Annotated in this window: 13 protein-coding genes; 7 read left to right on the top strand and 6 right to left on the bottom strand. The window is 61.6% G+C overall.

Annotation, left to right across the window (positions count from 1 at the left end):
• The first annotated feature begins 1,028 nt into the window (after nt 1-1,028).
• Nucleotides 1,029-1,349 carry a hypothetical protein gene (locus AC5IJH_RS17920; protein WP_491904195.1) on the top strand — a complete coding sequence of 107 codons (321 nt, stop codon included), beginning with the start codon at nt 1,029-1,031 and terminating at the stop codon, nt 1,347-1,349.
• On the opposite strand, the gene AC5IJH_RS17915 is transcribed toward AC5IJH_RS17920, so the two are convergent.
• The 5 genes from AC5IJH_RS17915 to hppD form a co-directional block, all read right to left on the bottom strand.
• Nucleotides 1,327-2,127 (bottom strand): hypothetical protein, encoded by an 801-nt coding sequence (locus tag AC5IJH_RS17915; RefSeq protein ID WP_491904194.1) that lies wholly within the window; start codon nt 2,125-2,127, stop codon nt 1,327-1,329. The two genes, AC5IJH_RS17920 and AC5IJH_RS17915, sit on opposite strands and share 23 nt — an antisense overlap.
• A gap of 517 nt (nt 2,128-2,644) precedes the next feature.
• Nucleotides 2,645-2,800 carry a hypothetical protein gene (locus AC5IJH_RS17910; protein ID WP_491904193.1) on the bottom strand — a complete coding sequence of 52 codons (156 nt, stop codon included), beginning with the start codon at nt 2,798-2,800 and terminating at the stop codon, nt 2,645-2,647.
• A 105-nt stretch (nt 2,801-2,905) separates the two neighbouring features.
• Nucleotides 2,906-3,082, bottom strand: a complete 177-nt coding sequence (locus tag AC5IJH_RS17905) for a hypothetical protein (RefSeq protein ID WP_491904192.1) — start codon at nt 3,080-3,082, stop codon at nt 2,906-2,908.
• A gap of 66 nt (nt 3,083-3,148) precedes the next feature.
• Entirely contained in the window at nt 3,149-3,775 is a 627-nt protein-coding gene (locus AC5IJH_RS17900) for a flavin reductase family protein (RefSeq protein ID WP_491904191.1), read from the bottom strand.
• A gap of 98 nt (nt 3,776-3,873) precedes the next feature.
• Nucleotides 3,874-4,998, bottom strand: coding sequence for a 4-hydroxyphenylpyruvate dioxygenase (gene hppD, locus AC5IJH_RS17895; protein WP_491904190.1), 1,125 nt, complete (start codon nt 4,996-4,998; stop codon nt 3,874-3,876).
• A gap of 557 nt (nt 4,999-5,555) precedes the next feature.
• On the opposite strand from hppD, the gene AC5IJH_RS17890 reads away from it, so the two are divergent.
• The 3 genes from AC5IJH_RS17890 (at nt 5,556) to AC5IJH_RS17880 (ending at nt 7,897) form a co-directional block, all read left to right on the top strand.
• Nucleotides 5,556-6,308: a phenylalanine 4-monooxygenase gene (locus tag AC5IJH_RS17890; RefSeq protein ID WP_491904189.1), complete on the top strand. Its 753-nt coding sequence runs from the start codon at nt 5,556-5,558 to the stop codon at nt 6,306-6,308.
• Between the two features lie 138 nt (nt 6,309-6,446).
• On the top strand, nt 6,447-7,118 hold the full coding sequence (phoU, locus tag AC5IJH_RS17885) for a phosphate signaling complex protein PhoU (RefSeq protein WP_491904188.1): 672 nt from the start codon (nt 6,447-6,449) through the stop codon (nt 7,116-7,118).
• Between the two features lie 86 nt (nt 7,119-7,204).
• Nucleotides 7,205-7,897, top strand: a complete 693-nt coding sequence (locus tag AC5IJH_RS17880) for a YceI family protein (RefSeq protein WP_491904187.1) — start codon at nt 7,205-7,207, stop codon at nt 7,895-7,897.
• Between the two features lie 11 nt (nt 7,898-7,908).
• Here AC5IJH_RS17880 and AC5IJH_RS17875 read toward each other — a convergent pair whose 3' ends face one another.
• Entirely contained in the window at nt 7,909-8,193 is a 285-nt protein-coding gene (locus AC5IJH_RS17875; RefSeq protein WP_491904186.1) for a hypothetical protein, read from the bottom strand.
• 290 nt (nt 8,194-8,483) lie between these two features.
• Between AC5IJH_RS17875 and AC5IJH_RS17870 the strand changes: the two genes are divergently transcribed.
• From AC5IJH_RS17870 to AC5IJH_RS17860, 3 genes are all read left to right on the top strand, one after another.
• Entirely contained in the window at nt 8,484-8,945 is a 462-nt protein-coding gene (locus AC5IJH_RS17870) for a ComEA family DNA-binding protein (protein ID WP_491904185.1), read from the top strand.
• 127 nt (nt 8,946-9,072) lie between these two features.
• A complete protein-coding gene (locus tag AC5IJH_RS17865; protein WP_491904184.1) occupies nt 9,073-9,450 on the top strand; it encodes a HesB/IscA family protein in 378 nt (125 codons plus the stop codon).
• 71 nt (nt 9,451-9,521) lie between these two features.
• A partial coding sequence (locus AC5IJH_RS17860) for an alcohol dehydrogenase catalytic domain-containing protein (protein ID WP_491904183.1) occupies nt 9,522-10,300 on the top strand: 779 nt, incomplete at its 3' end.

The following is a 10,300-nucleotide window of genomic DNA, read 5'->3' as shown; positions in this document are numbered from 1 at the left end:
CGAGAGGGCTCGACGGCGATAACGCGCTTCACTCTTCCCGTCACACGCGCGGCGAAAGCCCCCTCGCAGGCACCGATATCCAGAACTACGTCGTCAGGGCGAAGTTGGGTTGGACCAAAGAGGTAAAGATGCGGGTGATGTGGATTTGTGAACTCTGAGATGAGCATAAGCAGAGTATCTGTGTTTGAGTTGCGTGGCCAAAGATACGTCTCGCCCTCGTAGTCGAGGCGGGTATATACGCCGTGGAGCCCAATCGCGTACTTCGCAGATGATTTGAAGCGTCTGTCGAGGCGGCTTCCCGTTCGGAGAACCCAGTGCAAGGGCACAGATGCCTCCGGCCCCGTAGACCTGAACTGCTTTATTACGGCACCCAATCTCCCCACGCTCTCTCCTCTTAAGTCATAAGCCTAACAATTGTCGCGGTCGGCCGGAAGGGGGCATCGCAGAAACGCGCACTGAAGGACAAACTAGAACATATAGCGAGATGACTCTGGTGCTCCTGAGTCAATCCCTATGGCCCTATGCACGCACAAATATATCCTTAGGAAGAACGTATCCACCTGAGTGTCAGACTTGCTCAGCCTTGGGCGTATGTGGAGGTTTGCAAGTAGGCCCGTCAAGAAGCACAGCGAGAATATGCATGCCCTCTGAGCCGCCGCCGCACCACTGATGAGCAAATCGGACCGGACCTCGGGGCCGTCGAGCCATGGAGCGGTACCAGCGAGATTGAACGCGCGAAGATCTTCGGAAGTTTATGCGCCTAAACACGCCGAAAGTTGCCTTGAACTGCATCTGAACATCGCTCCTGAGTCCATTCCCGATGCCGAATGAGACTTTCCGGATCGGATCGAACCTCCAAGGAGGCGCCCTCGGCGAATTCAGCTTTGGAGCGACGATGCCAAGTGCTACATTGCTCGTGAGAACGCCCGTACAGGGGAGCTGTTCCGGCACCACATCGACATCGTTGGGGATTGTTAATTACGTGCTTGTCCTCAGAAGGGTCACGTCACACGGATTTAGTGCAGCACATGACGAAGCAATTCCAGTACGCCGTCTTGAGTTGGTCCAGCTGCATCGAAGCTGCCGGCCAGCGTCCTTTCCTGGCGGTGTTGCTTCCCATGAATCCACAAGCGGGAGCTCCACACTTCATCTGGAATCAGACCTGGCAGGCGGGGCTGTCCGACACGGACAAAATTTATATACAGGCGTGCGTGGAAGACATGAACGGAGCACTGGCTTCCTGGGGCATCGGGCCGATCTCGGAGTTGTCTGTCGGCCCGATCCGGACATTCCAGACGGGCGAATGTGACGAGGCCGGAATCGCCATCATCCAAGAACTGCTGAAGTGAGGTAATTGAGCACCGCTCCGGGGAAGATCGCCATTCGCCGCGCCTCGCATGCCGGCGGAGGGCAACAGAGCGCGAAGTACTCTCTCAGGTACGCCTTGTATTGCTGCAAATGCCCCGATCGCCGCTCGAGATCACTAAAAACACGATCCCGGTGAGCGGGAGTACCCCACTGCGGATCGATTGAGGCGGCGAGCTTTCGAAGCCCGTTTGTCGCAAGGAGAGTCTCGATCCTCTTGCAGATCGCGATTAGCTGTAGCTCAATCAAGGCCAAAGGACATTTATACAAGCGGATATCGAAGTATCTCGTCCGTGCCACGCGCTGCTTGATGCTGGCATTCCCCTCCGCGCCGAAGAGACAGTCATGGTCGATGAACTCGAGCCAAAAGCTGCGATCGTCGATGCGGTGGAAGATGGCTTGCCTTGTGTCCAAGTGGTTGCACCAGAGGTCAAACAACAGGCATTTGTGAGCAGCGCTTTGATTAGGTATGCGCTCGAGCCAGTCTCCAGGCAGAAACTCACGAGTCTGCTGAGAAGAGACTTCCGATGCGAACATTTTGAGTTCCCTCGAACACGCTTCGAAGGACCAGACTTCTCGCCATGCAGGGAAAGGTAAATGCAAAGCCCTGCCTAGTTCCGATCCGAAAGCCTCATTGAACAGCAGATTGCCAGAGGTGCGGGCATCCAATTCCTTAACCACGTATAACTTGCCGAAGCGATCTTGCGCCAAGGTGCCGTAGTTTTTTCCCCGCATGGTGCGAAGCTGGTGTAGCTCCTCCATGCCCCCGTCGCTCTCGATTGACCATCTCATGGCGGTGCAGGTTCTCTCCTTTGCACAAGCTTCCGCAACAGTGACGAATCTACACCATAGTGCCTGTAGAGATTACACAAGTTCGTTCGATCGTAACGGACACAAAGGTGGTGCTCTGTCTGAAATGGAACGACGACTGGAACACACGTCGAGGTTCTGGCGGATGACAGCAGTTTCGTCGAGATTCAGCCCAGGAATCACGGCTACTGTTCGGAAAGGGGAAGGCGCGTCGAGCTCAACTCAGTAGCTGCCTTTGTGCGCTGGCCATTGCATCGGATCAGCCCCGAAGAGAGCTGTGCGCGAGAGAATCCCTCCACTGCTCGACCGCGGCAAGGACTCCGCGAATGTTAAACACCTTCCCCGAAGACGTGCCGGCGTTCTTCGCGGGAGGCGGCGAGAACCATGGCAGAACGGATGAGGAAATCCTGATGGCTGCCCTTGAGAGTCAATCGATGACCGAGTAACGGCCATTGCGCTACGCCTGGTCTTAAGCGATCACGTCAACGCCACCGCGCGTGTCCGCGGAACAGTAGTTGCGCTTGCCGTTGTCCGATGAGCAGGTGAGGTTCTGCTGCGCCTTCGCGGCCGGGGTTAACGTGGCCATCAGGGCGACAAGGAAAGTGATCCAAAGTGCTTTTTTCACGAACGGTCCCTCCAGCGCTGCATGCTACTCCGGGCTGGCTTCAGACACGTCACACCAAGTGGAACAATCGCCGAAGAGACGGTACTGCGTTGCGCAGGATCAACGTTAACGGGCGTGATGGAGGTAGACCGCCATGCCAATCGCGATCATCACCACCAGCAGAACCGCACTGAACAGCACACCCCCAAGCAGGAGAGTGACGCGGCGGCGCTGAGCCTCGCTGGGGCGCGTGATGCCAAAGCCCTGGATGAACATTTCGACGAGGTATTCGAACAGTCGCAAGGGCTTCCTCTTGGCCGGGTCGGGTGCTCTTATTGTGCAGCATCCGGCCGGCCCGGTCAGAGCGCGCTAGCTTGGTCGATCCAGCTCAAAGCGATCGCGGGTGCGCACGTAGGTCGGACCGCCCATGCGACCGATGGCGGCCAGCTTGTCCGCATCAATGCGGTAGTCCTCCACCAGTTCGGGCGCGATGTGGAAGCGCAGCACGGTGCCAAGGACGACGGCTCCGCCGCCCGGCTCGTCACTGACTTCGACGATCTGGCGCAGGCGGCACTCCATGTGGACCGGGCTCTCGGCCACGCGCGGCGGCCGGACCAGCTCGCTCGCGAGCGGTGTCAGTCCAGCCAGCGCGAACTCATCGACCTCGGGCGGCACCTGGGCGGCCGTCGTGTTCATCTTCGCCGCGATCTCTTCTGTCACGATGTTGATAACGAATTCGCGCGTGGCCACGATGTTGCGCAGCGTGTCTTTGTGGGTGGAGAGTCCGCGCGCCGGGTCCTCCTTGCGCACAGTGGGGCAGAAGAGCACGACTGGCGGATTGGCCGAAACGGCAGTGAAATAGCTAAACGGCGCAAGGTTCAATACGCCGCGATCGTCCATCGACGAGACGAACGCGATCGGCCGCGGCACGATCGCGCCGATCATCAGCTTGTAGACGTTCTGGACGGATTCGGCGGCGGGATCGAAGCTGCGCATGCTCCGATTAGACAGCCCGCCTGCCTGTGAAGCAAACAGGGGAAACAGCAAGAGGCGGACTCGTGGGCCGCCTCTGGTGTGCTGCGCCCGCATCCGGATCAGAGGTTGCCGCGCTCCGCCTGCTCGCGCTCGATGGCCTCGAACAGCGCCTTAAAGTTGCCTTTGCCGAATGAGCGGCTGCCCTTGCGCTGGATGATCTCGTAGAACAGCGTGGGCCGGTCCTCGACGGGACGGGTGAAGATCTGCAGCATGTAGCCTTCGTCATCGCGATCAACCAGGATGCCGAGCTTTTCGAGTTCGTCGACCGGCTCGTCGATCTTGCCAACGCGCTCCTGCAGGCTGCTGTAGTAGCTGTGCGGCACCTTGAGGAACTCGATGCCTTGCTTCTGCAACTGCGCGACCGTGGCGAGGATGTCGTCGGTGGCGAGTGCGAGGTGCTGCACGCCGGGACCGCCGTAGAACTCGAGATACTCCTCGATCTGCGACTTCCTGCGCCCCTCGGCCGGCTCGTTGATGGGAAACTTCACGCGGCCGTTGCCGTTCGCCATCACCTTCGACATCAGGGCGGAGTACTCGGTCGAGATGTCGGAGTCGTCGAAGTGCTGGTACAGGCCGAAGCCCATTACATCGCGGTAGAAGTTGACGAACTGGTTCATCTCATTCCAGCCCACGTTGCCCACCATGTGGTCGATGTGCAGCAGGCCCACGGGGCGGGCGAGCGTGTCTTCGGGCGTAGCGCGATAGCCCGGCAGGAAGGGGCCGTTGTAGTTGCGGCGCTCGACAAAGGTGTGGATGGTTTCGCCGTAGGTGGCGATCGACGCCATGACGACGACGCCGTGCTCGTCGCGCTGCTCGAATGGCTCACGCACGCTGCGCGCGCCGCGCTTCGTCGTCTCCTCCCAGGCGGAGCGGGCATCATCGACCCAGAGCGCCACGTCCTTCACGCCATCGCCGTGACGGTGGATGTGATCGGCGATTGCATCGTCCGGCCGGAGCGGCGTCGTGAGCACGATCCGCACCTTCCCCTGCATCAGCACGTAGGAGGCGCGGTCGCGCTGACCTGTCTCCGGGCCGGCATAGGCGACCAGTTTGTGGCCGAACGCGAGCCGGTAGTAGTACGAGGCCTGCCGCGCATTGCCAACGTAATACTCCACGTAGTCGGTACCATTCAGCGGCAGGAAGTCCTGCCTGGTCTGAGCCTCGGGTGTGACCATGGTTGCCATCGCGGTGCCCTCCTCGGCGGCTGGCGCAGGCACGCGGCCCGCTGCGCAGCTTGCAACCCAACACGATATACCGCGTCAGATGCGCCTAGCCAGCAGAGCCAAAGCTCATGCGCTTCTCTCGCTCTCGTCCACGGGGAGGGCGGGAAGAAGGAATCGCGAGATCCGGGGACCGCAACGAATCAGCAACACTCCTGCCGCACACAGGAGGGCTGTTCGGAGCAAGAGCATGAGCAGATCGATGCCCTGGGTCTGCAGTGTAGTGGACATGCCTGGCAAGGTTGCTGTGCGCGCGTAGTGGAGCAGCCACATGAACTTACCAGGAATGTAGAGCGCTTCCTGGGCCGCGGCCATGAACTGAATGAAGGCCAACACTCGGCTTGCCAGCAGTACGGCTTCGCGCTTCTCCAAAGCTCTCACCTCGTTCGCCCGAGAGGACTGCAGAACCGGCAGCGGCAATACTACCGCCGGCATCAAGCGTGGCCGCTCACGTGGTGGCCACACAGACATCTCACCTTTTGCGACCGAACCGTCTATTGTGTAGAGAAGGAGCCCTCCCCATGGCCACTACCACTGCTTCCGTAAGCCTGCCGCTTGCCTCGTCGTACCTGGTCCAGCAGGACTGGAGCCGATATACCGAGGATCAGCACGCAGTCTGGGCGGAGCTGGTAGGGCGGCGCATGCCGCAGCTTGAGGAGCACGCATGCCAGGAATATCTGGACGGCTTCCACAACATCGGCCTGCGGCAGGATGTAATCCCCGACCTGACGCACGTGAACGGCCTGCTTGCGCCGCGCACGGGCTGGAACGCGACCCCGGTTTCAGGCTATCTGCCGGGCCCGGCGTTCTTCGAGATGATCGCCGCCCGGCGCTTTCCGACCACGATTACGCTGCGCACGCGCGAGTCACTCGAGTACACGCCGGAGCCGGACATCTTCCACGACGTGTTCGGCCATGTGCCGATGCACGCGCATCCAGTGTTCGCGGACTTCCTGCAGAACTACGGACAGGTCTGCGCCAGCCTGACGGAACAGGATCACCTGGACCGGATGGCGCGGTTGTTCTGGTTCACGGTCGAATTTGGCGTGATCCGGCAGAACGGTAAGATCAAGCTCTACGGCTCCGGGCTGATCTCCTCGCACGGCGAGTCGAATTACGTGCTCTCCGGCGGCCCGGAGATTCGCAACTTCGACCTGGACGAGGTGCTTGACCGGGACTTCAACATCTCGGAGATGCAGAAGGTCGTGTACGCCGTCGACTCGTTCGACCAGATCTACGAAGCGACGCGCCAGGCGCGCGCCCGGTTCGCCTGAGAAACCGCTCCTGCCCGTGTCGTCGCCACAATCGCGGCGCTTCTTTGCTCGACAAAAGTCCTCCCCGAAAGATGCACAGATTTTTATGCGCGCGGGGGGTGCAACCATTGCACAATTGCCTGATACGAGGTGTCGTCGGTGCCACGCATCCATTTTCATCTACAGCTTGAGCAACTGAAGGATAAGTTGCTGGCAATGGCGGCTTTGTCGCAACAGGCGGCAGAGTACGCCGTGGATGCGTACCTGGAACGGGACGTGCGTCTGGTGACCTTTGTCCGGGAGAACGAGCGCGCCATCAACTCGGCGCAGCGCGACGTGGACGAGATGGCGTATGAGCTGCTGGCCAAAGAGCAGCCGATGGCCATCGACCTGCGGTTCATCCTCTCGGTGATCAAGATCAACGCCGACCTCGAGCGGATCGGGGATCAGTCGATGAGCATCGCCCGCCGGGCTGAGGAGATGTTGCGTGTGGACGCGGTCACGCAATTGCCGGTCGACATCGGTGCCATGGGCGCCCACGCGACCGACATGATGCGGCGGGCCGTGCAGTCGCTGATCGAGGCCGATGCCGTGCTGGCCGAGACAGTGCGCGAGATGGATGACGACATCGACCACATGAACCGGGCCGCCCACCGCGATCTCATCCAGGTCATGCAGAGCACCCCGAACATCAGCCTGCAGGCGTTGAACGCGGTCATCACGGCTCGCAATCTGGAGCGAATTGCGGATCACGCGACCAATATTGCGACCGATGTCATCTTTTGGGTGCGCGGCGCCGATGTCCGGCACCAGCTTGCGCTGGCTGAGTAAGCGCGCGCTGCTTTCAGGCAAACCCAACCCCACTCCGGGCGGGCGCATCTTCGTCCCTTGATCATGTGAGGGGGCTAGAAAACCGGATGCGTCTTTCCTCTGCCGCGGCTTCCGCGTGCGTCTCTGTTCTGTTGACGGTCGTGCCTTGCGCTGCGCAGTCAAACGCGCCACAGGCGTCGCCTCACGCTGCCGCGACGCGGAACCTGGAAATCCACTTCGATCCCGCATTCACGAAGATCCGCTTTCGTGTGAGCAGCCTGATGCGCGACGTGCGCGGCACCTTTGCGCTGAAGGGAGGCGCGCTGGCGGTCGATCCCGACTCGACGCTGGCCCAGGGAGAGCTGCTGGTCGATGCGACGGCAGGGAAGACCGCGAATCGCGCAGATCAGCGCCTGATGGAAGACGAAGTGCTCGAGACCAAGCGCTATCCGGCCATCTTCTTCCACGCGGAGCACATGCGTGGGCAGGTGCCGCTCAAAGACGGCAGCTCCGACGTGATGGCCGACGGCATCCTGAACATCCACGGCGCGGATCACGCCTTCCAGATGCGTGTGCACCTGGTTCGCCAGGGGGAGACGCTGACAGCCACCAGCCACTTTTCGATCCCGTACGCGGACTGGGGCATGCGGGTTCCGGTGCGCAGCGTCTTTCGCCTGAGCCGCACGGCCGATGTGGACGTCGTCGCAAAGGCGAGCATCCGCCTGGTGACGGTGCAGCAGAGCACGCCATCGAACGAGAGCGACGAGGAGTCTCCCCGGCCGAAGCCGCCGTCCTCCTAGCGCCCGGGCGGCTAGCTGCCCGGCGAGTTCAACTGCGCGATCAGCTGGTAGACAAACACGCCCAGCAGCGCGGCCGACATGATGCAGGTGGTCACGACCATGGCCTTGACCGCCGGCTGCACCTTGCGTACGCGTGCCAGGATGCGCTCCTGCTCCTGCTGTTGATGATTATTGCAGTCACCGATAAAGAGGCAGTCTTCCTCGTAGCGAGTGAGGGTGGAGCGATAGGCGAGCAGCACGAGAAGCCCCGTTGCTGCCAAGGCCCAGACAATGAAGACGATGGTAAGGTAGGACACACAGCACCTCCGGTTGAGAAACCGCGAGCGGTCCCAGTACCGAAGCCAGGGTGCCGACCTGTCACTGATCAGGTGCGGCGCTGCATGAGCCGGGCCGGTCTCTGGGGGCAGAGGGGCCGTTCTGCTGCGAACGCTAGTCCTCCGTTTGCACCGGACGCAAGCGAAAAGTGCAATATTCTGCCTCCGACACGCCATGAGGAGCGAGTTTGGGCACCCTGGCTAGCCAGCTATTCCGCGGGTGGGCTCATCCAACGTCTGCCGACGATTCTTTGTGGATGGAGCTCTTTGCCATGATGACCCAACGTATGCTTCGCCCCGTTCTGCTGCCGGCCCTGCTGCCTGCCCTCCTGGGCGCAGGCCTGCTTGCCGGCTGCATGAACCGCAGCAGCCAGCAGAACGATGAGCAACTGCGCGATCGAAGCGCCCAGGCGACGCGCGACGTCCGCAAGGGCGCGAAAGAACTGGCCGCGGAGGGGAAGGTCGCCGCAGCCAACGCAGTGGACGGGGTGAATGCGATCGCGAAGGGCGTCAAGGACGGCTCGCACGGGGCCGGTGGCGATCCCATTACGGAGCCAGTGGACATCAATCATGCGTCCACCGCGCGGCTGGCGATGCTGCCGGGCATCAGCGTGAGCAAGGCCAACGACATCGTGAAGGGCCGGCCATGGAGCAATGCGCATGCGCTGGTCCGCCGTGGGCTGCTGACCTCCGAGCAGTACTCGAAGATCGAGAGCAAAGTCACGGCGAAGTAAGGCGACGGAGTGCGACGGGAGTCATCTCTGGTGCATCTCTTCTGAGAGGAGCCGAACGCGGATGGAACTTGTCCGACATTGCTCCGCGGACTAAGATAGGGAACAGAGATCGAATCAGGGAGAACCCATGGCAACCATCGCCCAGCCGTTGACAGATGCAGTGAACCCGCCGAAGCAGGTCCCCGTGATCCTGACGGACGGCGCCATCGCCAAGGTGCGCGAGATCATGGCCACACAGGATCCGCTGCCCGCCGGTCTGCGTATCGGCGTCGTTGGCGGCGGCTGCTCCGGCTTCCAGTACTCCATGTCGTTTGAGAACCAGGCAGGCATGATGGACAAGGTGTTCCGCTTCGACGACCTGAAGGTGTTCGTGGACGCCACCTCGCTGATGTACCTGAATGGCTGCGTGGTCGATTACGTCGAGACGCTTGAGGCGGCCGGCTTCAAGTTCGAGAACCCCAACGTGAAGAGCACCTGCGGTTGCGGCTCGTCCTTCAGCGCCTAGCCCGTGCCCTCCTTACATCAGAGCCCCCGTCCCGGACGGGGGCTTTCTGCTGCTATGCTGACCATCTTCTGATGAAGGCGCTCCTCCTCTCTGCCTACCGGCAGCTCCACGTTGCCGAGCTCGCGCCCCCTGTCCCTGGCCCAGGCGAAGTTCTGGTCCGCGTGGCGGCATGCGGCATCTGCGGGAGCGATGTGCATGGCTACGACGGCAGCTCCGGCCGGCGGATTCCGCCGATCGTGATGGGCCACGAAGCTGCCGGCATTGTCGAATCGGCCGGCCCAGGTGTTGAGCAGTTCCGGGCTGGCGATCGCGTCACCTTCGACTCCACTGTTTTCTGCGGCGGCTGCGAGTACTGCGCGCGCGGCGAAGTGAATCTGTGCAATCACCGCGAGGTGGTCGGCGTCTCCTGCGGCGACTATCGCCGCGCCGGCGCCTTTGCCGAGTTTGTGGTCGTGCCCGAGCGCATTGTCTATCGCCTGCCGGAGTCCTTGAGCTTTGCGCATGCGGCCATGCTCGAGGCGGCGGCGGTGGCGATTCATGCAGTGGAGTTGGGCGATGTTGAGCCGCACGGCGCGACAGTGCTGGTGATCGGAGCAGGGATGATCGGGCTGCTGATCGCGCAGGCTGCACGCGCCGCAGGAGCGCGGCTGGTGATGGTGGCTGATGTCGATCCAACGCGGCTCGAGCTGGCACGTTCTCTCGGAGCGGATGAGGTGATCGACAATGCGCAGAGCGCCCTCTCCGAGTGCATCCTGCAACGCACCGAGAGGCGGGGCGTGGATGTGGTCTTTGAGGCTGTTGGCCGTGCAGAGACAGTGGCAGCCGCCGTCGACGCGACGCGCAAGGGGGG

Source organism: Candidatus Dedyshia acidiphila, assembly GCF_051025295.1.
Classification (GTDB): Bacteria; Acidobacteriota; Terriglobia; order Terriglobales; family Acidobacteriaceae; genus KBS-83.
The sequence above is the reverse complement of the archived record's forward strand: the minus strand, read 5'-3'. Positions and strand labels throughout refer to the sequence as shown.